The organism is Binatus sp. (SeqCode), assembly GCF_049584895.1.
Taxonomy (GTDB): domain Bacteria; phylum Desulfobacterota; class Binatia; order Binatales; family Binataceae; genus Binatus.
On sequence record NZ_JBAUYR010000036.1, the window covers coordinates 163,386 to 188,808 of the forward strand.

27 protein-coding genes are annotated in these 25,423 nt (G+C 61.1%); 16 read left to right on the forward strand and 11 right to left on the reverse strand.

The window, feature by feature from the left end; genetic code table 11:
* Window positions 1–12 precede the first annotated feature (12 nt).
* The 3 genes from WB650_RS07180 to WB650_RS07190 form a co-directional block, all read right to left on the reverse strand.
* Entirely contained in the window at window positions 13–1,308 is a 1,296-nt protein-coding gene (locus WB650_RS07180; RefSeq protein WP_423959951.1) for an LssY C-terminal domain-containing protein, read from the reverse strand.
* Between the two features lie 114 nt (window positions 1,309–1,422).
* The gene (locus tag WB650_RS07185; protein WP_422302718.1) at window positions 1,423–1,764 is read right to left on the reverse strand and encodes a hypothetical protein; all 342 of its coding nucleotides are present in this window, start codon (window positions 1,762–1,764) and stop codon (window positions 1,423–1,425) included.
* A gap of 184 nt (window positions 1,765–1,948) precedes the next feature.
* Entirely contained in the window at window positions 1,949–2,200 is a 252-nt protein-coding gene (locus tag WB650_RS07190; protein ID WP_423959983.1) for a multicopper oxidase domain-containing protein, read from the reverse strand.
* A 292-nt stretch (window positions 2,201–2,492) separates the two neighbouring features.
* Here WB650_RS07190 and WB650_RS07195 point away from each other — a divergent pair, with 292 nt between their 5' ends.
* From WB650_RS07195 to WB650_RS07215, 5 genes are all read left to right on the forward strand, one after another.
* Window positions 2,493–3,236, forward strand: coding sequence for an RIO1 family regulatory kinase/ATPase (locus WB650_RS07195; RefSeq protein WP_422302722.1), 744 nt, complete (start codon window positions 2,493–2,495; stop codon window positions 3,234–3,236).
* 56 nt (window positions 3,237–3,292) lie between these two features.
* On the forward strand, window positions 3,293–4,213 hold the full coding sequence (locus WB650_RS07200) for a lysophospholipid acyltransferase family protein (protein ID WP_423959953.1): 921 nt from the start codon (window positions 3,293–3,295) through the stop codon (window positions 4,211–4,213).
* A 131-nt stretch (window positions 4,214–4,344) separates the two neighbouring features.
* On the forward strand, window positions 4,345–5,226 hold the full coding sequence (locus WB650_RS07205) for an aldo/keto reductase family oxidoreductase (RefSeq protein WP_422302726.1): 882 nt from the start codon (window positions 4,345–4,347) through the stop codon (window positions 5,224–5,226).
* Window positions 5,227–5,253: 27 nt separating this feature from the next.
* Window positions 5,254–5,916, forward strand: a complete 663-nt coding sequence (locus WB650_RS07210; RefSeq protein ID WP_422302727.1) for a TetR family transcriptional regulator — start codon at window positions 5,254–5,256, stop codon at window positions 5,914–5,916.
* 21 nt (window positions 5,917–5,937) lie between these two features.
* Window positions 5,938–6,828 (forward strand): SDR family oxidoreductase, encoded by an 891-nt coding sequence (locus WB650_RS07215; protein WP_423959956.1) that lies wholly within the window; start codon window positions 5,938–5,940, stop codon window positions 6,826–6,828.
* Between the two features lie 9 nt (window positions 6,829–6,837).
* Here the strand turns inward: WB650_RS07215 and WB650_RS07220 are convergent, their stop codons facing one another.
* From WB650_RS07220 to WB650_RS07230, 3 genes are all read right to left on the reverse strand, one after another.
* Window positions 6,838–7,611, reverse strand: coding sequence for a nucleotidyltransferase family protein (locus WB650_RS07220; protein WP_422302730.1), 774 nt, complete (start codon window positions 7,609–7,611; stop codon window positions 6,838–6,840).
* The gene (locus WB650_RS07225) at window positions 7,608–8,675 is read right to left on the reverse strand and encodes a phosphotransferase (RefSeq protein ID WP_423959958.1); all 1,068 of its coding nucleotides are present in this window, start codon (window positions 8,673–8,675) and stop codon (window positions 7,608–7,610) included. Before WB650_RS07225 ends, WB650_RS07220 begins: the two co-directional genes overlap by 4 nt.
* Window positions 8,676–8,814: 139 nt before the next feature.
* A complete protein-coding gene (locus tag WB650_RS07230; RefSeq protein ID WP_423959960.1) occupies window positions 8,815–10,134 on the reverse strand; it encodes a DUF1329 domain-containing protein in 1,320 nt (439 codons plus the stop codon).
* 371 nt (window positions 10,135–10,505) lie between these two features.
* Here WB650_RS07230 and WB650_RS07235 point away from each other — a divergent pair, with 371 nt between their 5' ends.
* The 3 genes from WB650_RS07235 to WB650_RS07245 are packed head-to-tail and all read left to right on the forward strand — an operon-like array spanning window position 10,506 to window position 12,612.
* A complete protein-coding gene (locus tag WB650_RS07235; RefSeq protein WP_422300655.1) occupies window positions 10,506–10,859 on the forward strand; it encodes an NADH-quinone oxidoreductase subunit A in 354 nt (117 codons plus the stop codon).
* A 6-nt stretch (window positions 10,860–10,865) separates the two neighbouring features.
* Window positions 10,866–11,366: an NADH-quinone oxidoreductase subunit C gene (locus WB650_RS07240; RefSeq protein WP_422300656.1), complete on the forward strand. Its 501-nt coding sequence runs from the start codon at window positions 10,866–10,868 to the stop codon at window positions 11,364–11,366.
* A 31-nt stretch (window positions 11,367–11,397) separates the two neighbouring features.
* On the forward strand, window positions 11,398–12,612 hold the full coding sequence (locus tag WB650_RS07245; protein ID WP_422300657.1) for an NADH-quinone oxidoreductase subunit D: 1,215 nt from the start codon (window positions 11,398–11,400) through the stop codon (window positions 12,610–12,612).
* Between the two features lie 148 nt (window positions 12,613–12,760).
* On the opposite strand, the gene WB650_RS07250 is transcribed toward WB650_RS07245, so the two are convergent.
* Together WB650_RS07250 and WB650_RS07255 are read right to left on the reverse strand one after the other, a co-directional pair.
* Window positions 12,761–13,477 (reverse strand): hypothetical protein, encoded by a 717-nt coding sequence (locus WB650_RS07250; RefSeq protein ID WP_422300658.1) that lies wholly within the window; start codon window positions 13,475–13,477, stop codon window positions 12,761–12,763.
* Window positions 13,395–15,134 carry a M20/M25/M40 family metallo-hydrolase gene (locus WB650_RS07255; protein WP_423959963.1) on the reverse strand — a complete coding sequence of 580 codons (1,740 nt, stop codon included), beginning with the start codon at window positions 15,132–15,134 and terminating at the stop codon, window positions 13,395–13,397. The genes WB650_RS07250 and WB650_RS07255 overlap by 83 nt, the downstream gene beginning before the upstream one ends.
* Before the next feature lie 139 nt (window positions 15,135–15,273).
* On the opposite strand from WB650_RS07255, the gene WB650_RS07260 reads away from it, so the two are divergent.
* Genes WB650_RS07260 through WB650_RS07295 form a run of 8 tightly spaced genes read left to right on the forward strand, consistent with a single transcriptional unit; the run spans window position 15,274 to window position 23,246 of the window.
* Window positions 15,274–16,347: a glycosyltransferase family 9 protein gene (locus WB650_RS07260; RefSeq protein ID WP_422300660.1), complete on the forward strand. Its 1,074-nt coding sequence runs from the start codon at window positions 15,274–15,276 to the stop codon at window positions 16,345–16,347.
* Window positions 16,344–17,210, forward strand: a complete 867-nt coding sequence (locus tag WB650_RS07265) for a lipopolysaccharide kinase InaA family protein (protein WP_422300661.1) — start codon at window positions 16,344–16,346, stop codon at window positions 17,208–17,210. The genes WB650_RS07260 and WB650_RS07265 overlap by 4 nt, the downstream gene beginning before the upstream one ends.
* Window positions 17,210–17,902 carry a glycosyltransferase family 2 protein gene (locus WB650_RS07270; RefSeq protein ID WP_422300662.1) on the forward strand — a complete coding sequence of 231 codons (693 nt, stop codon included), beginning with the start codon at window positions 17,210–17,212 and terminating at the stop codon, window positions 17,900–17,902. Before WB650_RS07265 ends, WB650_RS07270 begins: the two co-directional genes overlap by 1 nt.
* Before the next feature lie 56 nt (window positions 17,903–17,958).
* Window positions 17,959–19,107 carry a glycosyltransferase family 4 protein gene (locus WB650_RS07275; protein ID WP_423959965.1) on the forward strand — a complete coding sequence of 383 codons (1,149 nt, stop codon included), beginning with the start codon at window positions 17,959–17,961 and terminating at the stop codon, window positions 19,105–19,107.
* Window positions 19,104–19,979, forward strand: a complete 876-nt coding sequence (locus WB650_RS07280) for a YicC/YloC family endoribonuclease (RefSeq protein WP_422302415.1) — start codon at window positions 19,104–19,106, stop codon at window positions 19,977–19,979. Before WB650_RS07275 ends, WB650_RS07280 begins: the two co-directional genes overlap by 4 nt.
* A gap of 47 nt (window positions 19,980–20,026) precedes the next feature.
* Complete coding sequence (gene gmk, locus WB650_RS07285; protein WP_423959967.1) at window positions 20,027–20,653, forward strand: guanylate kinase; 627 nt, start codon at window positions 20,027–20,029, stop codon at window positions 20,651–20,653.
* Window positions 20,641–22,863, forward strand: a complete 2,223-nt coding sequence (locus WB650_RS07290; RefSeq protein WP_422302419.1) for a RelA/SpoT family protein — start codon at window positions 20,641–20,643, stop codon at window positions 22,861–22,863. The genes gmk and WB650_RS07290 overlap by 13 nt, the downstream gene beginning before the upstream one ends.
* Window positions 22,863–23,246, forward strand: a complete 384-nt coding sequence (locus WB650_RS07295; RefSeq protein ID WP_422302421.1) for a RidA family protein — start codon at window positions 22,863–22,865, stop codon at window positions 23,244–23,246. The genes WB650_RS07290 and WB650_RS07295 overlap by 1 nt, the downstream gene beginning before the upstream one ends.
* An 8-nt stretch (window positions 23,247–23,254) precedes the next feature.
* Here WB650_RS07295 and WB650_RS07300 read toward each other — a convergent pair whose 3' ends face one another.
* The 3 genes from WB650_RS07300 to WB650_RS07310 are packed head-to-tail and all read right to left on the reverse strand — an operon-like array spanning window position 23,255 to window position 25,395.
* A complete protein-coding gene (locus tag WB650_RS07300) occupies window positions 23,255–24,001 on the reverse strand; it encodes a lipopolysaccharide kinase InaA family protein (protein ID WP_422302423.1) in 747 nt (248 codons plus the stop codon).
* Window positions 23,998–25,182, reverse strand: coding sequence for a glycosyltransferase family 87 protein (locus tag WB650_RS07305; protein ID WP_422302425.1), 1,185 nt, complete (start codon window positions 25,180–25,182; stop codon window positions 23,998–24,000). Before WB650_RS07305 ends, WB650_RS07300 begins: the two co-directional genes overlap by 4 nt.
* A 42-nt stretch (window positions 25,183–25,224) precedes the next feature.
* Window positions 25,225–25,395 carry a Trm112 family protein gene (locus tag WB650_RS07310; RefSeq protein ID WP_422302427.1) on the reverse strand — a complete coding sequence of 57 codons (171 nt, stop codon included), beginning with the start codon at window positions 25,393–25,395 and terminating at the stop codon, window positions 25,225–25,227.
* Window positions 25,396–25,423 lie beyond the last annotated feature (28 nt).

Consider the following 25,423-nt stretch of genomic DNA (forward strand, 5'->3'; position numbering starts at 1 on the left):
GGCGGGCGAAGATCAAGATAGAAGCGCCGGGGCTGTGCGGGTGCGCGATAGGACTGCGAACGCGCGCAGGCCATCGGTGAAATAAGGGTCGCCGGTCAGGTTGTGGCGGGGCGCATCGGCGGTCGCGGGCTGTACTCCGTGGACGAATCCCATCAGGGCGACGCGGCGCGACGCCAGCAGATCGTCCAGCACGTAGTCGCGCGCTTCATCGACGTTGGGATCGATCTGATGAGTCGTCAGGTTCCAGGTCTTGGGCGTGAAGCGGACCCCGATGTCGCGGCTGACCTGTCCGATCCAGACCGGCTGGCCCTCAAACCGAATGTTCGTGCTCCACAATCTCAGATGCAGGCGCTCGTTGAGGCTCGCGCGGGCGCGTTGCAGCGCGAATTCCTGCTGGCGTCCACCGAGATACAGCGGGCTCACCGGCGAGTAGCGGTATTGCGACTCGAGCAGGAACGCCTTGGCGGTTTTCCACGACGTGCCGAGCGTGATCGACTCGGTCTCGTCCCACGTGCTGAGGCATTCCTGGATGCTCGCGCGGTCGCCCACGATAACCAGGTTGAGCGGATCGCCCTCGACGGTCTCTGCCGCATTGCCGGTGCATCGCGGCTGCCGTTCAATCCAGGTGCGAAGAGCAGCCTCGTCGAGTTGCTCGGCGCTGTCGGCAATTTCGGCGTCCTCCGCAGGATGAGGCAGCACCAGACCCGGCACCTCGACCGTGAACTGGAAATCCGCCACGTGGCTGCGGCCGAGGAGTCGTACGTCGATCCGTTTCACCCCTTCGTCCAACCGGGTGAAGATGAATCCGCCAACTTTCTGTCCGGGCAAAATGATCGCGGTCGGGAATCCCAAGGTGCGAAGGAGTTCTCTCATTCTTCGGTTCGCGGCGCGCGCCGACAGAAGCTTGAGCGGCACCAGCGGCAGTAGCGGAAGGAAGAGCCATCCGATCACGCCGAATGCCAACAGCCGCGTGCCCATCGCGAAATGCGCCAGGTGCGCGGCCTCGAGCGGCATGTAGTAGTCGGGATCAAGTTGGACGCGGTCCAGCCATAGCGGTTCGTGGCCGCCGTTCACCACCTCCAACCACACGGCCTGCACCCGATGGCGCGCCAAGCGGACACCGAATATTCGATCGCTCTCGCGATCGCTCGGCACTGCGACCGTGGCCGCGACTTCAGCCTCGCCGCGGGTCTGCGCCCGGTCCATGAACGATCGTTCTTCGGGATGCGGCGAGTAGTCTATGGTCAACCATCGCCGCGGCGAGAAAATTTCTGACTTGAGGTCGCTCTTGGTCGGAGAATCAGCCACGCAAACGATTTACCGGATGCGCAGCGATCTCGAAAGACGGCAATCGCCGCGATATAAAACGAGCGCCCCGCTCTTGAGGCGAGGCGCTCGATCATACTACGAGAAAACCGTCAATCATTGATTGTAGCAGCGAGCACGCGCTGCCGCCGCTTCCGCCTCTACGTCATTAGCCGCCGCCGGATGTCCCGTGCTCCTGTCTCGCCACACCTGGTTCTGGAGACTGCGTGCGCGGTCGCAGGCATACCGCTTGCCACCATACTCGTAGTATCCCTGGTGCCAACCGTGATTGGCGTACGCGTCCCGGTCGCCTTTGTAATGATCCCACCACCAGTCGACCGGCAGGATGTAATTTGAATCTGCGCTGTAAGCCGATTGCGCGAATGCCGGCACGGTCAACGGGAGCGCCAGCATCGCGCCGCCCAACAAACCTAAAACCAGCTTTCTCTTGAGTTTCATGCAAGTAACCTCCTGTTGGGGCTAGCATCATCGGTGCCATATGCGGATCGTACCAAAAAAATCGGAAATCAAAAGGCATTCTGAGTGACTCACTAAATCCTTACACGAAGGAGGGCAGGTTCACCGGCAAAAAATTCAAACCCGATGAGGCGAAGCCCACAAAACACCTACTTTATTTCCCACACTATCGGACTGATGCCACGTTGACGATTCCGTCTTCGCGACGGGTTATCTTCGCGGGCATGTCCTTGGCTTTCGGCGCTTCCTTCGCCGCCGGACAGGGTAGCACGCGGATGATCGCCATCATCGCCTGATCCTCGTGATTGAGGATGTGGCAATGATAGACGAAGTCGCTGATGTCCTGTCCGCGATTGACTTGCGACGCGCACGCGCGGATATTCTCGTCAACTCCCCTGACGGGAGGTGCGTACGCAATGAATACTCACTTTAAAGATCTTGCCGAATTGCGCACGACGAGCGCGCCTCCGCTGAGCTTCAGTCGCCGGTAAACCAGCCGGATTTTCACTTTTTCACTGACATAGCAGCCACGGAGGCGAAAGCTCCCGTGGTTTTTTTGTTTCCGTTGTCCGCTTCGCGCGAGCGTCGCGCGTGCGTGATTCGACGATTCAATTTTCGAAAATCGCAAACGGAGGACCGAAGCATGAGGAAAAATGCGCAACGAAAAATCACAGGTGCGCGAACGCAACTTCTAACTATTGAGGCCAGAGATGACCACTGCTTTAGAGATCGATGAAGGATTACTCGACGCGTTTATCGGCGATGGATCTATAACTGACGTTCTATACGTAGTCCGGAGCGGGAAAGAGGCTACCGTCTATTGCTGTCGCGGCGCGGACGCGTACGGCGGCGGACTGGTCGCGGCAAAAGTCTACCGGCCGCTCGAGCGGCGCAATTTTCACAACGATGCGATCTACCAGAAGGGCCGCGACGCCGCGCTCAGCAGCCGCAGCAAACGCGCGCTGGCGAACAAATCCCGTCATGGGCGCGAGGTGCAGTACGGGACATGGATCAACGCCGAATTTCAGACGATGCGGATGCTCCACGCGGCCGGCGCCGACGTGCCTGAAGTATTCTCGCATTCGAATGGCGCGATCCTGATGGAATATTTCGGCGACGAGGACACCGCGGCGCCGATGCTCAATCGCGTCACGCTGCCGCGCGAGCATGCGGACAGATATCTGCGCCAGATTATCGACAACATCACGTTGTGGCTCGCGAACGACCTGGTGCATGGCGACTTGTCGCCGTACAACCTGCTTTACTGGGAGGATCGAATCGTCGCGATCGATTTTCCGCAGGCGGTTGACTCTCGCATCAATCCGAAGGCGCGGCTGTTGCTCGGCCGCGACCTGGAAAACGTTTGCGGATATTTTGTGAAATACGGAATCCGTGCGGACGCGGCGCGGATAGCGAATGCGCTATGGGCGAACTACCAAACCGGGACGCTGTGAGCGCGCCGTCTCGCATTCGCATCGAGCGGACGATTAAATGGAATCGGGAATCAGGTATGGCTAGGCAAATCGGTCCGGTTAAAGCGCGCATCGAATACACCGGCATCACTGCCGTCACCGCCGCGCTGCGTGCGATGCCGTTGGAGCGCGCAGTGCGGGCGGGCGCGCGGCTCGGAGGATGGGCGATGAATTTCGACCGTCCCAACCGGCCGATCGCGCTCAAAAACCTCGAGATCGCTTTCCCCGAGATGACTCCGGCGGCGCGCCTCAACATCCTGCGCAAGATGTATCGCAGTTGGGGCCGCGTGCTCGCCGAATGGACTCATCTGCCCGAGCTCAGCCGCGCCAACGTCGAGCAGGTCGCCACTTACGAGGGCAAGGAAAATTGGGACGAGGCCGAGCGCCGCTCCAACGGCCACGGCCTGTTCGTGCTGACCGGGCACTACGGAAATTTCGAGCTGATGCAGATCGCGCAATCGGTGTACGGCTACCGGCTCGCGATCGTGCATCGCGCGCTGCGCAATCCGCTGATCGACGCCGCCATCTCGACCCAGCGCGTCCGTTACGGCAACCGCATCATCGAGCGCAAGGCAGGCGGGCGCGAGATGATGAAGATGCTGCGGCAGAACTGGATGATCGCGATCGCGCTCGACCTCGACGTGCGCAAGGGCGTGTTCGTGGATTTTTTCGGGCTGCCGGCCTCGACCAGCGACGGCATCGCGCGGCTGTCTCTCGCCACCGGCGCTCCGGTGATGCCGGTGTTCATGGTGCGCGAGGGCGACACCGTTCATCACAAGATAACAATCCTGCCCGCTTTCTATCCCGAGAAGACCCGCAACCGCGAGGCGCTAGTGCGCGAGTACACGCAGCAATACACCACCACGCTCGAGCAGATGATCCGCGCGCATCCGGACCACTGGAACTGGATTCACCGGCGATGGAAAACGCGCCTGCCCGGTGAAGCGCGCTTCTACTAGGTCGCACGCAGCCCAAGCCCGCTCACCACAAGGTACAAGTTTCAATATTTGACTTCTGTAACTCAATCGCGTACGCTCACTCCTGTCGGCACTCGTAAAGCAGCACCCCGACGCTAAAGGGATCCAACACCATGATTGAAGCGAAGCTCGGTGGCCGGTTCACGTTCCCCGGTACTTCATTAACAGTCCATCGGATAGGCTACGGCGCGATGCAGCTGGCCGGCCCCGGCGTGTGGGGACCGCCCAAGGACCCTGACGGGGCAGTGGCCGTCCTGCGCGAGGCCGTCGCGGCCGGCGTGAATCATATCGACACGTCTGACTACTACGGCCCGCATATTACCAACCAGATCATCCGGCAGGCTCTGCATCCGTACCCGGCGGGGTTGGTGATCGTCACCAAGCTGGGAGGCCGCCGCCCTCCCGACAAGTCATGGCAGAAGGCCATCTCGCCCCAGGAGCTGACCGCCGGCGTCCACGACAACCTCCGCAACCTGAACCTGGACGCGCTCGACATCGTGAACTACCGCGTGATGGGGTCGGGCCACGGCACCGAGGAGGGGTCGATCGCCGAGCAGGTGACGGTGCTGGCCGAGCTGCAGCGCCAGGGGTTGATCCGTCACATCGGTCTGAGCAACGCCACTGCTGCCCAGGTGGCCGAGGCGCAGTCGATCACCGAAGTCGTATGCGTGCAGAACTACTACAACCTGGCCTACCGTCACGACGGCGCCCTGATCGACGACCTGGCTCGGCAGCGCATCGCGTATGTGCCGTTCTTCCCACTCGGCGGGTTCTCGCCGCTGCAGTCGTCCACCCTGTCGTCGGTCGCGAACCGACTCGGCGCGACGCCGCTGCAGATCGCGCTGGCGTGGCTGCTGCACCGGTCGCCCAACATTCTTTTGATCCCCGGCACCTCGTCGGTCGCGCACCTTGGCGAGAACCTGGCCGCCGGTGAGTTGACGCTGTCGCCGCAAACCTTAGCGGAGCTCGATCGGATCGCCGCCGAGGCAAACTGACCTCGAACAAGGGAGCTGTTTCAAAACATGAAAAGAGAATCGGCGGCGCGTCGAGAGGTACCCACGTCCCCGGTTGACACCCCGCTCACTCGCGATCGGATCGTCGCCGCGGCCGAGGATGTCCTCCGCCGGTTCGGCCCGGCCAAGGCGACGGTGGTGGACGTGGCCCGGGCGCTTGGTGTGAGTCACGCGGCCGTTTATCGTCACGTGGCGACCAAGGCTGAGCTGCGGGACCTGGTCGTCAGCCGATGGGCGGAGGCGACCTTGCCCCCGCTGCGGGCAATCGCAAGTGGGCCTGGCCCGGCCCCGCAGCGGTTGCGCCGGCTGATCGACGCCCTGATCGCCGTCAAACGCCGCCGGGCTGCGGACGACCCTGAGCTGTTCGCCGCCTATCGGACGCTCTCGGCCGATGCTCAATCCATTGTCGCCGCCCATATCGAGGAGTTGGTCGGGCTGGCCGCGATGGTCATCCGCTCCGGCGTACAGGAAGGCACCTTCCGCGCCCTCGATCCCGTAGCTGCCGCTCGGGCGGTGCTGTTCGCCACGTCGCGGTTCCACCATCCGGCCCACGCCGCCGAGTGGGCCGATCCGGCCATCGACGCTGCATACAACGACGTCTGGCAAGTCCTGATGAACGGGCTGTGCATTGCGAAGCGCGCGGTTCGAGCGGGGCGTGGATCCAAACTATAACGCAACTAAGGAGAAATCGTGATGCGAGTATTTGTCACCGGTGCTACAGGATTCATCGGTTCTGCGATTGTTCAGGATCTAATCGGCGCGGGCCATCAAGTGATCGGGCTTTCGCGTTCAGATGCTGGAGCCAAGTCTATCACCGACGCAGGCGCGCAGGTGCATCGAGGTGATCTCGAAGACCTGGAAAGCTTGCGCAGTGGTGCCGCCATGTCTGATGGCGTCATTCACTGCGCCTTCAACCACGACTTCTCGAAGTACGCTGAGAACTGCGAAGCAGACAGGCACGCTATCGAGGCTCTCGGCTCCGCGCTCGTTGGCTCTGACGGACCCTTGGTCGTCACCTCCGGGACCGGTGTCGGCCTCACGCCGGGACGCCTCGCGACCGAAGAAGATCCGCCCGTCCCCAGCTCCAGCATACCCCGCAGTGCGTCGGAAGAGGCGGCCGATGCGATGGTCCAACGGGGCGTGCGCGCGTCGGTGGTGCGCCTCCCGCAGGTCCACGACCGAGTCAAGCACGGCCTCGTCACACCCTTGATCGCCATAGCCCGCGAGAAGGGTGTCTCGGCCTACGTCGGCGACGGACTCAACCGCTGGCCCGCGGCGCACCTGCTCGATACCGTTCCCCTCTACCGGCTGGTGCTTGAGAAGGGTGTGAAGGGAGCCAGGTACAACGCGGTCGGCGAAGAAGGCGTGCCGTTGCGAGATATCGCGGAGGCGATCGGCCGCGGCCTGAAGGTGCCGGTCGTCGCCAAGCGCCAGGAGGAGGCATTCGAGCACTTTGGCTGGCTCGGATTTCTTATAGGCATCGACTGCCCTGCTTCAAGCGCATTGACCCAGGAACGGCTGGGATGGCGCCCGACGCATGGTGGGATGATTGCCGATCTCGATCGCGCGCGCGATTTCGAATGAGTCGGCGACCTAGATGATCTTTGGCGAAGGCGACGACGCGAATTCGGCTTTCAGCGCGTCGTAACTTTTCAGATCGTCCATCGTGCGGAAATATCCGGTGTGAACGTAGCCGAAGACCGGCTGTGCGCGCGCTACCATCGGCGCGAAGAGCCCGGGCATCAAGCTCCACGGCGGCTTCGGCGGAACCAGGTCCAGCACTGCGGGCTCCGCGACGATCACGCCGCAGTACATGAAGGGTGAAAGCGTCGCGGCGACGGCGTCGTCGAGGTTGGAAGGATAGTCATCGTATTGAAGCGGGTCGCGGCGCATCAGCAATCGCATTCGGCGGAGTCTTTGCGCGGCATCGATTTCGAGACGGCTGTAGTAGTCGAGATTCGCCGGATTGAACAGCGCGATAGTGGCAACTGCGGCGTGCGCGCGATGGAACGCGATCATCGCGCGCAGGTCGAGGTCGAGGATCGTGTCACTGTTGGCCATCACGAACGTATCGCCGGCGAGAAAATCGTGCAGCCCGTTGAGCGGTCCTCCGGTGCCGAGCAGGACCGGCTCGGGCGCGTACGTGATGCGAAGGCCGAGTTGCGAACCGTCACCGAGTCCGTCCTGAATCACAGACGCGAGGTGATGAACATTGATCGCGACTTCGGTGATGCCGCCGCGCCGCAGCATCGTCAGCGGATAGTGGATCAGCGTATGCCCGCCGAGCTCGAGCATCGGCTTTGGCGTGACGCCGGTCAGCGGCCGAAGCCGCTCTCCCATCCCGGCTGCGAGTACCAACGCTCTCATGGCATCAGCGCGGCTGTCAGTTCAGGAAAGTCGGCTCGCATCTCGCCGAGCATCCGGCGCGCCTGCGCGAGCGCGTGCGGAATGAACGGACGATAGCCGGTCTTGCCGTTGCGCTCGAACATCTCGAAACGTCCGATCATTTTGAGCGCATGCTGTAAAACGCACAGCCGATAGCTGTTCATGAATTCTGTCGCGTCGAGCGCCTGGACGCCACGACGAGCGAGTCCGGCGCAGTAGAAATCGAGGATGCGGCGCTCGATTGCCGGAGTTACGACTTCATCAGTGTCGCGCGTCGTCATCAGCACGGCGAGGTCCTGCGCGGCGGGCGCCATGAGCGCATCCTGAAAATCGATGATGCGAATCCGCGGCCTGTTTTGATTTGGCAGATTTTGCAGGTACAGGTTTTCGCGGTGGTAGTCGCGATGCGACAGCACGCGCGGAAAGCGATCGAGCCGCGCAGCGAGCGTCGCGATCTCAGGTGCGATCGGAGAATAATCCGCGCCAGGCGCAACCGCCTCGAGACCGACTTCTCCAAATTCCTTCAGTTCCCATTCGAAGAGCCGGCCGGTATAGGAAATTTCGTGCGCGACACATCGAGAGTCGATTCGAGCGGTGCCGTCAACGTGTATCCGGAGCAGTTCGGACGCGGCCAGCCGAAAGAGATCCGCGGCGTCGGCGCCGGGACGGCGGACGGCGTCGAGCAGGGAGAGTTGGCCGACGTCCTCGACCAGCATCGCGCGCCGCGCGGGATCCGCGCCGTACAATGCGGGGACAGGCGAACCGATCGATTCGAGAAAGCGATGCACGTTGATCCACGGCGGCTCGGTGATCGGCGAAGGCAGCAGATTGAGCACGCGGACGTAGCGCGGCAAGTCATCGGGGCCGAGGTCGACGAGGATTGCGGTGGGGGGGGCCGGTTCGCCGCGCGTCGCGATAGCGACGCGCCAGAAGCGGCGGGTCGACAGATCGCCGCGGAGCGCGGCGATCTGGTCGACGCCTGCCCGCGGCCATCGCCGAGCGATGGCCGCTGCTGCCCATGCCTGCATCGCGCCGCTGTCATCCATCGAAGATGGATTCTAGCGGCGCGGGGCATCCTTGCGCGAGTATGACTCGCGCATCAGAAAAACCGGCGCGGCCATCGCTGGCCGCGCCGGTTCATTTCTCAGCCCAGTCGCGAGACGCGCGACTGGGATCTGATGAGCATCAGTCGCCGCCTACCGCATGCCCGCCCTCAGCCGCGCGCGCCATTTGTTCGGGAGTGAACCAGTCGCGATCAACCGAACCCATGTTGATGAACCATGAATCGTGTGACGGCGCGTCCGGCGATGGATGGTAGCAGACGGTGGAGAAGCCACTCTGCACGTTGATGCTCGACGAGCCGGACTGGAACTCGCGCTTGAACGGATATATCGCGATTTTGGCCTGAGGCTCCGAGCGATCCGAATAGCGCATCCACGAGGTGTAGTTGACGAACAGCTCGCCGCCGCGATCGTACATGTCGTTCGCCATCACGAAGTCCGCTTCCGAATCGATGTACATAATTTCGTGATTGTAGAGCGAGTTGAAGCGGCCGGGACGCGGGCGCCCCTCGATGATGTAATAGTGCCGCATCTGCCAGTTGTCGGGGCAATGGCTCGCGCCGCCGTCTGTCGGGCATCGAACGTCGGGAACCTTTGCAATGTTGATCGCGCCCAGCATGTTCTTCTCGCCGAGCATTTTCCAGTCGTAGTTTTCGTTCTTGCCACTGAAGCCTTCGTAGTGATTCGGGTCGTAGGCCTGCGCTCCGGTGGCCGAGTCGAGAATGGCGTAGTTCAGGCGGCGGACGCGGCGAGCGCCGGGCGTCCACGTCCAACTGGCGTCCTCGGTGTTGGGATCGGCGTAGCGGAACTTGATCAATCCGGTTCCGCGCGCGTCCTGCGGCGCGAGCACTGGATAGAGTAGCCCGAGGAAATAACGGCCGGTTTTCTTGAAGTCGGGATCGATCGGCATCGGATTGACTTCGGTGCGTCCGACTTCATTGTAACCGGCGTAGTGGCCGACTTCGATATCGGTGATTTCACGGAACGGCGCGTTCCTGCCCCAGTACACGCTGTCGCAGTCGAACCAGCGCAGATCGTATTCGTCGCTGGAGATCGGCCTGAACGACACGTTCCACATCACTTTGGTTCCTGCATCCGGATCGTTCGCATCAACGATCGGGAACGGCTCGCCGGCGACGTAGCCAATCAGGCTGCGATGGTCCGGGGTCAGCCGCACCTGGCTCGAGTACTTCTCGGTCGCGTCCTTGTACGGCGGCGGCCAATCAATACGCTCGGTCGGTGTGACCTGAATAGTCATCCCGTGCATCACTCGCAGGTACTGTCCCGGAGAGACGAGGTCCCTTACCTTGTAGGCGTTGTCCGGAGTAATGAAATCCCCCGGTTTCACCTGAGCCGATGCCGGCGCGCTCAAGATCCCGACCGCAAGTATCAACGCGGTCAGAGTTCCGACGCACCAGTTCCCCAATCCGATTGCGCGATTCATATTGACTCCTTCTTTCGACAAGTGGTTGCCGTGATCTGGAATTGGTCCGCCACAATCTCTATGCCCACAAATGGTCATTAGTCCTGCTGCTCATGATCGTCAATAGGAATAATGATCACAAAGATATTACGCGCATTACCCTCCTGTTTACGCGATAAATTCAGTACCATGACTGGAGGTAACACAACGGTCAAGATACTTCCGCGCAAATAATACAGGTTTATACAGCGTAATTAGCTAATACTGACTACCACGCCGGGAACGAGGAAACGCGAACACTTTCGCGAGCCTTAGATTCGAAGATCGTTCCAAAAGACGCGCTCATCGGGTATGCATATGAAGATAAGAAGATATTGTAGGGTGGATTGACAATGACGACCTGGTTCCCCGTGGCTGTGACTGTGCTCGTTGCCGGCTTGATCGTCGGCATCATGTGCACGATCAACATGCTGATCGGGCCCAAGCGTCCCACCGTGATCAAGGGCGAGGCTTTCGAATGCGGCAATCCGCCGAGCGGCTCAGCCTGGGGACGCTTCTCGGTGCGCTTCTACCTGACGGCGATCCTGTTCCTGCTGTTCGACGTCGAAGTGATTTTTCTTTATCCGTGGGCGGTCGAGCTGCGCTACCTCGGGATGTTCGGCTTCGTCGAGGCGCTCATCTTCATCGCGATTCTTGGCGTCGGACTTGTGTACGCATGGCAGCGCGGCGCGCTCGACTGGGACTAGCGATCGATGTTGGCAGAAAAAATCAAAGCACGCTTCGGTGCTGAAATTCTCAGCGCGCAAAATGAGCGCGACGAAGAAACTTTCACGATCGATCGCGAACGCGCCTACGATTTTTTTCGCGCGCTGCGCGACGATCCTGATTTCGAATTCAACGTTCTGACCGACTTGACCGCCGTCGATTGGCTCGAACGCAAGCCGCGCTTCGACGTCGTCTATCAGCTCAACTCTCTGACCCGCGGCCATCGCATCCGCGTCAAGATTCGGGTCGACGCCGCCGACCCGTCGGTGCCCAGCGTGGTTGGAGTGTGGGGCGCGGCGGATTGGCTCGAGCGCGAATGCTTCGACATGTTCGGGATCGTTTTCAAAGGACACCCCGACCTGCGGCGCATCCTGATGTACGATTCGTTCGAGGGGCATCCGCTGCGCAAGGACTACCTCTATAACAAGCGCCAACCGATCGTCCCCGAAGTCGACCCGGTCGTGAATCCGATTCGCCAGTCGCGCTGAACAGTTATCCCTCAAAAAGAAAAATAAAATCATGGCACTACCGGCGCGCTGGAAAGACATAATCGTCCCCGCGGACCCGTCCGAAGAGATCATGGAACTTCAGATGGGGCCGTCGCATCCGGCGTCTCACGGCACCATCAAGTTCAACCTCAAGCTCGACGGCGAAAAGATCGTCGATTGCGACGTCGAGGTCGGCTACCTGCATCGCGGATTCGAAAAGATGTGCGAGCAGGGAACCTGGACGCAATGCTTCCCCTACACCGACCGGCTGAATTACGCGTCGCCATGCATCAACAACGTCGGTTTCGCGCTCGCGGTCGAGCGCCTGCTCGGCATCGACACGACCGAGCGATGCAAGTACGTGCGCCTGATCATGAGCGAAGTCGCGCGCATCGCCGATCACCTGACGTGCCTCGGGATGGCGTCGAGCGAAGTCGGCGCGACCACAGTCGCGTTCTACATGCTCGAGGCGCGCGAGTTTCTCTACGACCTGATCGAAGCGGTCACTGGCGCGCGGCTCACCGTCACTTGGTGCCGCGTTGGCGGCATGACGCATGACCTGCCCGCGGATTTTAACGATCGGATGAAGGGGTCATTCGCGCGGCTCGACCAGGTCCTGAGCGATTGCGACAAGCTGCTCTCGCGCAATCGCGTCTTCATCGATCGGATGGCGGGAGTCGGAAAGTTCCCGAAGGAAGAGGCTATCTCGTACGGGCTGACGGGTCCTCTCCTGCGCGCGGCCGGCGTGTCGTACGACGTTCGCAAGGCGCATCCGTACCTCGTTTACGACCGGATGGAGTTCGAGGTGCCGGTGGGCGACCGCGGCGACAACTACGATCGCTTCAACGTGCGCTTCCAGGAAATGTATCAATCGAAGCGAATCATCGAGCAAGCGATCGCGGCGCTTCCCGAAGGTCCCGTTACGATCACCGACGCCAAAGTCGTGCTCCCCGAAAAAGAGAAGGTCTACAACTCGATCGAAGGCCTGATGAACCACTTCAAGCTGATCATGGAGGGGATCCACGTGCCCGCCGGCGAAGTGTACCAGGCGGTCGAAGGCGCCAACGGCGAGTTGGGATTTTACATCGTGAGCGACGGCAGCGGCCGGCCGTATCGCGTGCGCGTGCGGCCGCCGTGCTTTCTCGGGATGGGCGCGCTGAACAAGATGCTGATAGGCCGCATGATCCCGGACATCATCACAACCTTCGGCATGATCAACATGATCGGCGGCGAATGCGACCGTTAACGACGCGATCGTCAAACATCTTTGTGGATGCGGCGACGAAGAGACCGGAACCGGCCTCGCTGTCGCGAGGCTGTCCGAGATCCTTCCTACCGCTCGCGTTGCTCGCTTCGTCAGGATGACGGAAAAGCGCGAATGCGACCGCTAGCGGTCAACGACGCGTCATCTGCTCGCCGCCAATCGCGAACGTCCTCCTCACCAGCGTCGTCGAATCGAAGAACAGAAACGGCGTCGGCATCGTGTCGGGTGGACGCGGCTTGATCGCGAACCCCGGCGTCTCGGGCAATCCGTCTGTCTGATCGATCACAGTTACGATGAATGGCGCGGGCGTCGCGAGTTTGAGTGTCAGATCGAATCCAGCCTGCGGCACGCCCCAATACCACCCGCTCCATCCGTCGGTGACGCGATCGCCTGCCGACCTTCCATCGATCGAGCTGCCCAGCACCGTCACTCCCACCGGCACCGCCATCCACACAATCGAAGCCTTGCGCGCCGACGCGATATGCATCTTCACGGTGCGGGTGCCGGCTGTAGTGGTCGAGTCATCGAGGACTTTGAGCTGAGGCGGGGCCGCGCTGATGAGCGGAGCGTCTCCCTCAGTCGTTCGGCCTCGATTCAGATATGCGAAGTCACCCGGGATGTTCGCTAGGTTGCTGTCCGGCGTGTCTCGTGTTGCAAGCCCGGCGAGTTTCGGCATCCATCCGCCGCGCAGATGATGCTGAAAAAATTGCGAAGTGAATCTGTCAGGCCGCGAATCCAGGCTGACCCACCGAGCCCGGGCGCGATCAGTATCCTGAAAATAAAAGATACTGTCCGGATGCGGCTGCGACGCGTCGAAATTGCTGGCGGCATTGCCTTTGATGATCATGACGAGCGCAAGCACTCCGAGCGCGCCGGGCACAATCCATCGGCGTCCGGCGGTTAGAAAATCGATATAAGGGATGTACAAGCCGAAGAGCAGGACGGCGATCAATCCGGAAAATACCAGGAAGAGCATCGTGCCGTCGGGGCTCGCGGCGAATAACGGCGCTAGCATCACGATCGCCGGCGCCATCGCAACCAACGCGAGAATCGCGAAGCGGCGATCGGCGGGATGCGCGCGAATGCTCGTCGCGACCGTCGCGAACAGCCAGCGGCCAGGTGAAAATGTAGCTGCCACCGGGCATCGCGATGCTCGTGGCGAGCATCATGACGGCCCAGACCGCGAGCGCGCCCGCGCCGAGGTTTCGCAGATGAAAGCGGCGGCTGAGCACTTCGTACGCGACCCATAAGGAGCCGAAAATCAGCGCGTCAGATGCGATCGAGAAGTAGAAGCCGCCGTAGGTCGTGCGGACCGGCAGCATTCGCCATCCGGCGAGCGCCGCCATCAGCCACCACATTGCGCGCGCTTCGGCGACCGCGACCACAATTGCGATCGCGTAGATCGCAAATCCGGATGCGATGCCGGCTAAGCTGAATCGTCCGTCGCGGACTCCAATCCACAGCACGCCGAGAACGAGGATCGTCACGACGATAGCCAGCGGAATCGCGAGCCGCGCCGAGTAATGAATCAACCTGCCGCCCACGACGAAGAAAACTGCGTCGCTGGTTTGCGGCGCGGTCAGATCGATCCAGCCGAACTGACGCACCATCGGCAGCGCGTACGATCCCTGATGCTGCAGCGTGCGCTTGGAGAGCAAGCCGGCGTTGTCGAGCGCGGTGTGATAGCGCGTGATGCCGCCGCCTGCCGCGAAGTTCATCCCGGCCATCCCGGCGTCGAGAAAAACCGTCAGGTCGGTGTCATTGGGCATCCGTTTGTAAATCGCTTCGGCCGCTGAGGTTGCGTAAGGAAATGGGGCCGCGACTGCAAGCTGATCGATTAGCCATGAGTTGTGCGCGCTGGTCTGGAACATCGTCGAAGGCCCGTAGTCGCCGCGCATGTCGAAATTCAGCACGACCTTGATGTCGTGGAGCGCCGGATACGTCTCGACGAAACCCTGCGCGCCAAGCAGTCCGAGCTCCTCGCCGTCGGTAAATAGAACGATCAGATCGTTGCGCAGCGGCGGACCGGCCTTGAGCGCGTGAACTGCCTCGAGGATCGCGGCGACGGACGCCGCATCGTCGCCCGCGCCAGGCCCGCTCGGCACCGAATCGTAGTGCGCGACTATCATCACAGCGCCGCTGGGTTGCGTTCCCGGCACTTTCGCCACGATGTTGTTCACGACCGCCCAGGTATCCGGCCCAAACGGACTGTGCCGCGCGACGGTTGACGTCTGCACTTCAGGATTCGCGCCGAGTTCTCGCAATCGCGCGACGAGATACTCGCGCACACGAACATTTTCGGCTGAGCCGAGCGGATGCGGTTTCTTCGCGATCTCGCGGACGTCGCGCATCGCCCGCGCTGATGAGAATTCTGTCGCGGGCGCATTCTCATCAACCGCGGCTGGAGGCTCGACGCTTCGTATCGCTACGAACGCGGTCAGAATCAGCAATGCAAACGTGATTGGTCCGGCGAGATAGCCCGAATGGCGCGGTTCGCCCGTCAAGTGAGGAGTTCCTTCGCCATCTCAGCGTCACTTATACGCGGATGCCGTCGCCGTAAACAATTGCGCATGCTCTTTGCGGCGTCGGTCCGCGCCGTTATCATCGTGCTTTGGAGCTGAAGCGGCCTCGACCAGTCACAAAATGTCCTCTCCTGAAGCCACCGCCCCGCAAATCGTGCCGTCGCCGCGCCGCATCCTGATCGTGCTGCTCGGTGCGATCGGCGACGTGGTCCGCGCATTGCCGTTGCTCGGGAGAATTCGCAATGCATGGCCCGACGCGCACATCGCGTGGGCGGTGGAACCCAAGTCGAAAGCGGTGCTCGAGCATCATCGATGGCTCGACGAAATTATCGTCTACGATCGCGCGCATGCGCCGTGGACCTTTCTCCCATACCTGCTGCGAGTTCGCCGAGGCAATTTCGATCTGGTCATCGATCTCCAGCGCCATCTGAAGAGCGGCTTCACCTCGCGAATCTCGGGTGCGCGCGATCGTTTCGGTTTCGCCGCGCCGAACACCAAGGAGTTCAACCATCTTTTTTCGAATCATCAGATCGCGCCGCAGCCGAACATGCGCCTGAAGCTCGCGCAGTACCAGGCGTTTGGCGACGCGCTCGGACTTGCGCAATCGCCGATCGAATTCGGGCTCGCCGCGACCGACGACGAACGCGCCCGCGCGCTCGCGATGCTCCGCGACGCGCCCCGTCCTCTGCTGGCCGTGATTCTTGGATCGTCGTGGCCGAGCCGAATCTACTTTCCCGAGTCGACCGCCGCCGTGATTGGCCGAATCTCAGTTGCCGACGCCGACAGTCCCGCACTATTTCCTGTATTGCTCGGCGGTCCCGACGAAACCAAACTCGCCGACGACGTCATGCGGCATCTTAACAATGTGCCTGCGCTCAATCTCGCTGGACGCACTTCGCTGCGCGATCTGATCGCGATCTTTCCCGAATGCGCGGTCGCGTTCGGTCCCGACTCCGGCCCAATGCACATCGCCGCCGCCGTCGGATGCCCGGTCGTATCACTGTGGGGCGCCACCGCCTCCGAACGTTCCGCGCCGTGGGGCTTTGCCGATCTCGCAATCAGCGGCGCGATTCCCTGTCATCCCTGCTATCTTCGTAAATGCCCAATCGGGCGCGAATGCATGCGGCGAATATCCCCCGAACAAGTCGGCGCGACCGTCCGGCGCGCACTCGCGACGCGCGAGGCTCCGCGATGAGCTGGTGGACCGCGGGCCTGGACGGGGTAGTGTTGACGCGCGGCGGATGGAGCTTTCTCATCCCCGGCTACGACGCGCGATTTTCAGAGGAGCTGCGCGAAAGCCTGATCGATTCCGCGTTCGCCGCGATCGACGGCACCTTGCCGACTCGCGTGCGCCGCTCGCGTCACGCCGAGACCTGGCTCGATCATTTCGATCATGGTCTGAATGCATATTTCAAAGTGCTCGATCCGATTCGCGGCTTGCATCGAGCCCGCTCTGTCTTCAAGCGCAGGCGGGCGGTTCACGTCGCGTCGATCTCGGAGCATCTGCGCGCTGACGAAATTGGAGTTGCTGAAATTCTGCTGCTCGGGTTCGAGCGCCGTGGCGGCCGCGAGATAATCGTGACCGCGCGCGTCGAAGGATTTAATCTGGTGCGTCATTTGAAGCGCGCCAGGCTCGCGTCACGGCGCATCGTGTTGCGCGCGCTGGGCGCTGAGATCGCGCGGATGCATCGCGCGGGATACATTCACGGCGACCTGACCCCCTTCAACATTTTCGTGACCGGCCTCGAGCCGCCCAAATTTGTTTTCATCGATCACGAGCGCACCCGCCGCACGTTCCTCAGCCGCTTAGAGCGGCCGCGGATGCGCAACCTGGTTCAGCTCGGTCATCTCGACCTCGGCGGCGTCACCAACACCGATCGCATGCGCGTGTGGATCGGATATTCCGCGAATTTTTCCGATCGACGCCGGCGGATGGAACGACGCCGTATCGCCGCGATGCTTGCGACTCGAATCGCGCTGGAACGCAAACACGCCGCTGTGACCGCGCGAGCGTCGTCGTCGTCGCTCGGCCGCCATCCGGAGGCGAGCGGAGGTTGATGGCCGATCGCACGAAAATTTCCGTCGTGATTCCCGTTTACAACGAGGCCGCGACCATCGGCCGCGTGATCGAGCGTGTGCTCGATTGCGGCTTCGATCCCGAAGTCATCGTCGTCGACGACGCTTCAACCGACGGCACTTCGAACTTTCTGCGCGAGTTCACCCATCCGCAGGTTCGATGCTTTTTTCACAGCGTCAATCGCGGCAAGGGCGCTGCGCTCCGCCTTGGCTTCGCGGCTGCGAAAAATCCCTACGTGTTCGTGCAGGACGCCGACCTCGAATACGATCCGCGCGACTATGCCGCGATGATCGGCCCGATGCTCGACGGCCGCGCCGACATGGTTTACGGCTCGCGCTTTCTATCCGGCCCGCATCGCGTCATGTTCTTCTGGCATTACGTGGCGAATCGCGCGGTGACCTTACTCTCCGACATGATTAGCGATCTCAACTTGACGGACATGGAAACCGGCATGAAGGGTTTCGTGCGCGAGAAGTTGATGACGCTGAAGTTGAACGCGAACCGCTTCACCTTCGAGCCCGAGATCACCGCCAAAGCCGCGCGCGCGCGATGGCGAATCTACGAAGTGCCGGTGTCGTACTCGGGCCGCACCTACGAAGAGGGCAAAAAAATCGGCATTCGCGACGCGCTGACAGCCGTGTGCGCAATCCTGTATTACAGATTTTTCGATTGATGCGCTCCGACCGCAATATGACGCAGACCGTTCGAGACTACGACGACCCAATCCAAGTGCCTACCGAACACAACCCGAATGAAGTCCCCAAGCTGAGCATCGTCGGCGTCGATCCCGAGCTCGGCTTGGCCGGTGGCGAAACGCAGGTGCTCGGACTTACGATTGCGCTGGCCGGCGCCGGTCATCGAGCGGAACTGATCTGCGATCCCGCGGGACGGCTCTGGGAGCGGGCGATCGCGGCGGGAATAAAATGTCATCCGCTGCACATCCGCAACGCGATCGACCTTGCGGCCGGCGTCAAGCTGCGCGCGATTCTCAAACGCGAACGCTATGACGTCGTCCACTTTCACACTTCGCGCGCGCATTCGATGGCGCCGTTGGCGCGCAGTTTCGGCAGCACTTTGATCGTGACGCGCCGGATGGACTACCGCCCCAATCGCGTGTTCGCGCCGTTCCTGTTCAATCGCGCGGTCGATGGCGTGATTGCGATCTCCGGCGGCGTTGCCGACTCGCTCGCGGCCGCGGGCGTCGACCGTCAGCGGATTACAGTCGTTCACAGCGGCGTCGATTGCGACCGCTTCGGTCCGCCGACTGGCGAGGAGCGTGCCGATGCGCGCCGCGCGCTCGGAATTTCAGATGGTGAAGTTTTGATCTCATCCGTCGGCGCGCTCGAGCAGCGCAAGGGCCACCGCTATCTTATCGAAGCGATCGGCGCGCTCGCGGCACGCGGGAAGTTCAAGTGTCTGATCGCTGGTCAGGGTTCGATTCATAAAATACTGCAAGGCGAGATCGCTGTCATCCGAAGTCTCGATCGGATCAAGCTACTCGGCAGAGTCGATGATCCCCGAGAACTTTTGTGGGCGTCGGACATTTTTGCGATGCCTTCCCTGAAAGAGGGTCTCGGCGTGGCCGCTCTGGAAGCCATGGCGAGCGCGCTGCCGGTGATCGCGAGCGACGTTGGCGGTCTGCGCGAAGCGGTGGAAGATGGTCGTACGGGGATCATCGTGCCGCCGGCCAATGCTTCGGCAATCACGTCGGCGATTGTACGACTGACGGAATCGGCTGAATTGAGATTGCAGATGGGAGCGGCGGCTCGCGCGCGCGTCGTGGAAAATTACTCGATGAAAACGATGGCGGCGCGAACGCTCGCGCTCTATCGCGACTCTGTTAGAACAACGCGGGAACACAGGGGCGGAATCGCATGAAAAGTATGACCGGGTTCGGCAGAGCTACCGCCGAGCATGATGGCGTTCGCGTGGTTGCCGAAGTGCGCGCGCTTAACCAGAGATTTTTCGAGCTCAAACTCGCGGTGCCGCGTGGATGGGGCGAGCATGAGGCCGAGATTCGCAAAACCGTGCAGAGTGTCGTCTCGCGCGGACGTGTCGAAATTTTTATCAAGTCGGTCGCGTTGAAGGCTCCTCCGGTGCGGCTCGAGGTCAACGACCGGCTCGCTAATCTTTACGTCGCCGAACTGCGCCGCCTGGGCAAGCAGCTTCATCTCAACGGTAATCCTGAAATTGCGTCGATTCTGAATCGGCCTGAAATTTTTCATGTGGTCGAGGAGGAGCAGGACTCGCGCGCCGCCTTCAGTCTTGGCCAGAAAGCATTGGAGCGCGCGTTGAAGGCGCTCGATGCGGAGCGCGTACGTGAGGGCCGCAGCCTGCACAATGATTTCGCGACCCGCATTCGCAATATCGAAGCGGCGGTGCCAAAGATCGAAAAGCTTGCCGAGCAGTCCCGCGCGGAGATCCTGGAAACCTTTCACAAGCGGATTCGCGAGCTGCTCGAGGATTTGCCGGTGAACGAGAAACGCCTCTACGAGGAAGCGTCGTCGGCGTCGCAGCACGGCGATATCAGCGAAGAGATCACGCGCCTGCGCACCCATCTCGACGGCCTCAAGACCCTGCTCAAGCGCAAGGGACAGGTCGGGAAGTCGATTGAATTTCTGCTCCAGGAAATCAACCGCGAAGTAAATACCATGGGATCGAAATCGCAGAACGCGGCGTTATCTCAAGTAACGGTTGAAGTTAAGGCCGAGGCTGAAAAAATGCGCGAGCAGGTTCAGAACGTCGAGTAGGATATAGTACAAGCGCCCTTTGCTACTGCTTAATGGCTTCGATACCGTTGAAATCAGATGACCCTCAGCCGCCAAGGCGCGGTATAATTTTCATTCTCTCGGCGCCGTCGGGGGCGGGCAAGACCACGATTTATCGCGAGGCACTCAAGGCGATCAGGAATCTGGAATTCTCGATATCTCTAACCACGCGCGCGCGCCGAAAAAACGAGGCCGACGGAATCGACTACAGCTTCGTGAGCGAAGAAGAATTTAATCGCAGGCAATCGTCAGGCGAGCTCGCCGAGTGGGCCCGTGTCTTCGAATCATCGTACGGCACCCCGCGAGCGCCGCTCGACGCTGCGATAGCATCGGGCCATGACATCCTGCTCGACATCGACATCCAGGGCGCGCAACAGATTCGCGCAAAGTATCCGCGCGATGCGGTTTCGATCTTTGTCTTGCCTCCCACTCTCGAGGAACTCGCCGACCGATTGCGCGGCCGCGCCACCGAAGATGAGTCCAAAATTCAACATCGATTGCAAAAAGCGCGCGAAGAAGCCGAGGCATATCCCGAATACGACTACCTCATCGTCAACGCCGAGATTTCAAAATCAGTCGCGCAGCTTGAAACGATCGTAAACGCGGAGCGGCTCAAGGTCAGCCGCCTGCGCGAATTCGCGCCGTGGAAGAGCTAGCGCAAACTACTACTCCCGACCAACTCACCGGCCTCATCGGCCGCGTGCAGAGCTACAATCCACAGGCCGACGTCGGCCTTATACGGCGCGCGTACGACTACTCAGCGCGGATGCATCTCGATCAGAAACGCGAATCGGGCGAGCCCTACGTCACGCATCCGCTCAACGTCGCGATGATTATCGCGCAGCTCAAACTCGACGTGCCTTCCATCGTCACCGGCCTCCTGCACGACGTGGTCGAGGACACCAACGCGTCGCTCGCGCAGGTGCAGTCGGATTTCGGTCCCGAGGTCGCGCAGCTGGTCGACGGAGTGACCAAGGTCTCGAAGATCACGTTTCAGAGCCGCGAGGAAAAGCAGGCCGAGAATTTCCGCAAGATGATCATCGCGATGGCCAACGACATTCGCGTCGTGCTGATCAAGCTCGCCGACCGCCTGCACAATATGCGCACGCTCGATCATCTGTCCGCCGAACGGCAGCAGGAAATCGCGCGCGAGACGATGGAGATTTACGCGCCGATCGCACATCGCCTCGGCATTTATTGGCTCAAATCGGAGCTCGAGGACCTCTCGTTCCGCTATCTGAATTCAAGCGCGTACCAGACCTTGAAGGCCTTCGTCGCCGAGAAACGCAAAGAGCGCGAAGAGTACATCGCCAACGTCATCGAGATTTTGTCGCGTCGCATGTCAGACAGCGGCGTCACCGCCGAAGTCACCGGCCGGCCGAAACATTTTTTTTCGATCCACTCCAAGATGCAGGAGCTGGGACTCAGCTTCGAAGAGATCTATGACCTCGTCGCGTTCCGCATCATCGTGGATACCGTGCGCGAATGTTACGAGGCACTCGGCGTCGTGCACGCGAACTGGAAGCCGGTCCCTGGCCGCTTCAAGGATTACATCGCGCTGCCCAAGGCCAACATGTATCAGTCGCTGCATACAACACTGATCGGGCCGCGCGGCCAGCGGATGGAAGTGCAGATTCGCACACGCGAGATGCACAAGGTCGCGGAGGAAGGAATCGCGGCGCACTGGAGTTACAAGGATGGCAGCGCGAAAGAGATCAAGGAAAAAGACACCGAGCGGTTCGCGTGGCTGCGGCGTCTGATCGAATGGCAGCAGAATCTCAAGGACCCGCAGGAATTCCTGTCGACCGTCAAGGATGATCTGTTTCCCGAGGAAGTTTTCGTCTTCACGCCCAAGGGCGACGTGTTCGATTTTCCGCTCGGCTCCACTGTCATCGACTTCGCGTACCGAATCCATTCGCAGGTCGGGAACCATCTCGCCGGCGCGCGCGTCAACGGCCGCATGGTGCCGCTGCGCTACCGCCTTCGCTCGGGCGACACGGTCGAGGTGCTGACCTCCGAAAAGCAGGTACCTGGCAAGGATTGGACCAATTACGCGGCGACCGCGCGCGCAAAATCGCGCATCCGCCAGTGGCTACGCAATCAACAATCGGAGCGATCGCGCGACCTGGGAATATCGCTGATCGATCGCGAGCTCGAACCGGTCAAGTTGAGCGTCACTCAGCTCAGATCGAACAAGCGGCTGGACGGAGTGCTCGGAGAATTTTCCCAGCGCGACGTTGACAGCCTGCTCGCCGCCGTCGGCTACGGAATAATCACGCCGGCTCAATTGCTCGCGAAGCTGCTGACTCCCGACGAGCTAAAGATCTACCGCCCCGAGAAACCGCCGACTCCGCTCGGGCCCGCACAGCGGGAACGCGCCGCCAAGGAAGCGCGCAAATCCGCCAGCGGCGCGGTGGTGGTCTCCGGCGTCGGCGATATGCTGGTGCGGTTCGCCAAATGCTGCAACCCGCTCCCAGGCGAGGCGATCACCGGCTTCATCACCCGCGGCCGCGGCGTCACCGTGCACGTCGCCGGATGCTCGCATGCGCTGAACACCGATCCGCAGCGCCGCGTCCCGGTGGTGTGGAAAGATGGTGAGGAAGCGCCGCGCCCGATTCGGCTGGAAGTGTTATGCGCCGATCAGCCGGGTTTGCTGGCTGCGATGACCAAGGCGATCGCGTCCGCGGGCGTCAACATTTCAACCGCCGAAGTGAAAACTCACGGCGCCGACGGACGCGCGCTGGCGGTCTTCGAGGTGAGCGTGAGTAGCGCGCGTCAGTTGAACAACCTGATGAACTCGATCGGCTCGATCGACGGTGTCATGCGCGTGTCGCGCCTCGGCCAGCACAATGGGAATCGCTACTGATGAAGACTTCGATCCACACCAAACAAGCGCCGTCCGCAATTGGCCCATACTCGCAAGCAGTCGAGCAAAACGGACTGGTCTTCTGCTCGGGACAGATTCCGCTCGACCCGGCCTCGGGCACGATCGTCGAAGGCGGCATAGAATTCCAGGCTCGGCGCGTCCTCCAGAACCTCGGCGAAGTGCTCGCGGCCGCAGACCTCGATTTTGTCGACGTGGTCAGGACCACCATCTTCATGATCGACCTCGGCGAGTTTGAAATCGTGAATCGCATCTACGGCGAGCACTTCGAGCCGCCGTACCCGGCGCGCTCGACCGTCCAGGTAGCCGCACTGCCGCGCAAAGCGAGAATCGAGATCGACGCAATCGCGCTGAAGCGCACCTGAATTCCAAATCAGTCACGACTCAGAATCCAAAGCGCGGCTGCGTCGAGAAATTTTCCCGACGGATCGAGCTTGCGGGCCGACCGGATCAAGCGCGCGGCGTTGGCACGGCGCATCGCAACTGACACCGGCGCGTCGAACAGCCGCGACTTATCGAGGTCGATAATAATCACGCTGAAACTGTCCCGCGCCTGCGTCACCAGCAGGTTGTGCAGATTGAGATCGCCGTGAAAGAGACCCTTGCTATGCATGATATCGATCGCGGCACGCGCTTGCTCGAGCACGTGACGTCGAACCGTCGGATCGTCGTCAGCCTTCACGAACTCCCACAGCGTCATTCCGCGCACCGCTCGGGTCAGAAAAAATCCTCGATAAAGAACGGGACTGAGCCATTCGATCATCGCGCCCATCGGCTTTGCCACCGGAATTCCGCGGCGCATTGCTTCGATCGTCACCGCGAGTTCAGTCAGCGGACGCGGCGTGATACCGAAGTACACGTCGCTGAGGATCGATGCGATCAATCCGCCGCGACGGCAGCGACGCGCGAATAGTCCACGCCCGTCGCCGAGGTCCAACCGATACGCACTCTGCCGATTGCCCGCGCCCGCTTCCACAGCGGACGTCAGCTCGCCGAGCTCGCGCATGACTCGCGCAGCCTGGGAAGCGATATCGCGATGAATCACCAGCTCGCGGCGCTTGACCTTGAAGGTCGTGAAGTTCGGATCGGCGCGCCACTTCAATTGTGAAGGCGGCCTCACGCTCGCGATCCCTCGGTCGTGCGCCACAACGCGAAAAGGGCGGCCAGCGCGAGCAACGATGAAACAAAATGCGCCGAGTAGAACAGAGCGATGCGGTTCAAATAGTTTCCGGTCGCGAGATTGAGCAGCACGGAAAGCGCAAACAGCGCCCAAACTATCTTCGGCGCGGGCTTGCCGCTTCCGCGATCCGTCAACAGCGCCGCAGTCAGAGCCATGTACGGCACCAGCATCGCAGCGTAATAGCTCTTCCATGAAATCGGCGCGAATGACGGCGTCAGGCAGAAAAATCCGCACAGCGCGAGGCGACTCGTGAAATTTCCGCGCTCGTCGCTCATCCAATCCCACAGCGATACTGCCGCGACGAGAATTATCTCGAGTCCCATTCCGACTATCGTCGCGACCGGCAAAGTTTCCGCGTCAGTTCCCATGTGAAGGCTCATAAGGCGTGCAACGGCAGACACGGCCGACTGGTTCGTTAGCATCGTACGATAGCGATTCGTCATCGAAACGATCGCAGTAACGTATGCGCCGCTTTGATCGATCCATCCGCGCGGCCCAAAGATAACAATTGGCACAATGAGCAGCGCGATTCCCGCGACGATCGCCCATCCGAGTGTGGCGAAGTGTTTTCGAATCGCAAGATGAAGCGCGGCCAGCACTGCGAATGGCTTGATCAGGATCGCCGCCGCGAGCATCAGACCCGCCCACGCGTCATGAGATTCCTCGGCATAAATGATCGCCCAGACAATTAGCGCAAGCGTCGGAAGATTTATCTGGCCGTGATCGAAATTGTTATCGATGAACCGAAACGACAGCAGCACCGGAACGACGACCAGCGCGGCTGAAAGTTGTCGGTCGCGGCCGAACAGAATTACACCGGCGCCCAGAATGAATTCGATCAGTGAGAATGCATTGAGCGCGAAGAAAACAAATTGCGCGAGATGGCGTGGCAACAGCGCGAACGGTGCGAACGCAACCGCGAAGATTGGTGCGTATAGAAAACGATCGGAGTCATCAGGCGGGTAGATCGCATGGCCGAGCAGTACGCGATGTCCCGCGCGATAGTAAACGTTGAAATCACCTTGCGCACGAAATGTTGCGGAGATGCCGAGTCCGACCAGATAGACGCCGACCGCGAGCCATGCGAGCCAGCGGGCACGCGTCGGGTCGATCGTTTTCATTTTACGTTGCGGAAAGCGGGCTAGCCGCGCGCCGCGGCGAGATCAGGCGATCGATTTGGCTTCCTCGATCAGCATGATTGGAATGTCGTCGCGCACCGGATACTCGAGTCTGCACGCGCTGCAGACCAGACCGTCCTGCTTGTCATTCAGATGCAGGTTGCCCTTGCACTTCGGGCACGCCAGGATGTCGAGCAATTCCCGACTCAGCGCCATCGCCGAAATCCTCCACAAACTTTATTTT